Annotated in this window: 1 protein-coding gene and 1 pseudogene; both read left to right on the forward strand. The window is 74.4% G+C overall.

From position 1 onward, the window contains the following. Window positions 1–210 (forward strand): annotated as a pseudogene (locus tag IH13_RS0111440) (amino acid deaminase); the annotation flags it as partial. Between the two features lie 32 nt (window positions 211–242). After that, window positions 243–1871, forward strand: coding sequence for an N-acyl-D-amino-acid deacylase family protein (locus IH13_RS0111445; protein WP_031083495.1), 1629 nt, complete (start codon window positions 243–245; stop codon window positions 1869–1871). Window positions 1872–1970 lie beyond the last annotated feature (99 nt).

Here is a 1970-nt window from a genome sequence, read left to right on the forward strand (position 1 = left end):
GGCTCGGTGCGGCCCGCCACCGGCGTCACCGTCACCGGCCTCTCGGACCAGCACGGCTGGATCCGGACCGGCCCGGAGGCCGGGCTGGAGGTCGGGGACTGGGTCGGCATGGGCCTCTCGCACCCCTGCACGTCCTTCGACAAGTGGCAGCTGATCCCGCTGGTGGAGGCGGACGGCACGGTCACCGACTACATCCGCACCTTCTTCTGACCCCGCTACCGCTCTGGAAAGGCGGCACCCCCATGGACCTGGTCATCCGCGACGCCCGCGTCGTCGACGGTTCCGGAGCACCCTCCTACCGCGCCGACGTGGGCGTCACGGACGGCCGGATCACCGAGATCCGCCGGGAGGACGACGGCGGCCCGCGCCCCACCGCCCCCCGGGTGCTGGACGCCGGCGGACTGGCGCTCTCCCCCGGCTTCACCGACATGCACGCCCACAGCGACCTGGCCCTGCTGCGCGACCCGGACCACAGCGCGAAGGCCGCCCAGGGCGTCACCCTGGAGGTCCTCGGCCAGGACGGGCTGTCCTACGCCCCGGCCGACGACCGCACCCTCGCCGAGGTGCGCCGCGCCATCGCCGGGTGGAACGGCGACGGATCCGACATCGACTTCGACTGGCGTACCGTCGGCGGCTATCTGGACCGCCTCGACCGCAACTTCGGCGGCGAGGGCATCGCGGTCAACGCCGCCTACCTCATCCCGCAGGGCACCGTCCGGATGCTCGCGGTGGGCTGGGAGGACCGGCCGGCCACCGAGGCGGAGCTGGTCCGGATGAAGGACCTGGTCGCCCAGGGGATGACCGAGGGCGCGGTCGGCATGTCCTCGGGCCTGACGTACACCCCCGGGATGTACGCGAAGGACTCCGAACTGGCCGAGCTGTGCCGGGTGGTGGCCCACCACGACGGCTACTACTGCCCGCACCACCGCTCGTACGGCGCCGGGGCGCTCGCCGCGTACGAGGAGATGGTCCGGCTCACCCGCGACGCGGGCTGCGCCCTCCATCTCGCCCACGCCACCATGAACTTCGGCGTGAACAAGGGCAGGGCCCCCGAGCTCCTCGCCCTCCTGGACGACGCCCTCGCGGAGGGCGCCGACATCTCGCTCGACACCTATCCGTACACCCCCGGCTGCACCACCCTCGTGGCGATGCTCCCGAGCTGGGCCGGGGAGGGTGGCCCCGAGTCCGTCCTGGCCCGGCTCGCGGACGACACCACGGCCGAGCGCATCCGCCACCACCTGGAGGTCGTGGGCTCGGACGGCTGCCACGGCGTCCCGATCGAGTGGGACACCATCGAGATCTCCGGGGTCGGCGCCTCCCACCTGGCCGGACACGTCGGACGTACGGTCGCCGAGCTGGCCCGGCTGCACGGCGAGGCCCCCTGGGTGACGGCCCGCCGGCTGCTCACCGAGGACCGGCTCGGCACGACGATCCTCCAGCACGTCGGCCACGAGGAGAACGTCCGGCAGATCATGCGCCACCGGGTGCACACCGGAGGCAGCGACGGCATCCTCCAGGGCGACAAACCCCACCCGCGCGCCTACGGCACCTTCCCCCAGTACCTCGGCCGGTACGTCAGGGAGCTGGGCATCCTCTCCCTGGAGGAGTGCGTCGCCCACCTCACCTCCCGCCCCGCCGCCCGCCTGCGCCTGACGGACCGGGGGTACGTCCGCGAGGGCTACCGCGCCGACCTGGTCCTCTTCGACCCGGACACGGTGGCGGCCGGCTCCACCTTCGCCGAGCCGCGCACCCTGCCGGTGGGCATCCCGCACGTGCTGATCGACGGCCGCTTCGTCATCGAGGACGGCCGGCGCACCTCGGTCCTCGCGGGCCGCGCGGTCCGGGGAGCGGGGCGGGCGGCCCGGTCCTGACCCGCGACGCCGACGGCCGGCCGGGGAGCGGGCGCGCGCGCCCCGGCCGGTCCGCCCCCGCCACAGCTCGGGCGGGGGCCCGCTACGGCTTGGGCAGCG

Source organism: Streptomyces sp. NRRL WC-3549 (assembly GCF_000721935.1).
Lineage (GTDB): Bacteria > Actinomycetota > Actinomycetes > Streptomycetales > Streptomycetaceae > Streptomyces.

What these genes read in the sequence shown, in the direction of transcription:
- IH13_RS0111445 (WP_031083495.1), top strand. Translation starts at nt 243, where the DNA reads ATGGACCTGGTCATCCGCGACGCCCGCGTCGTCGACGGTTCCGGAGCA.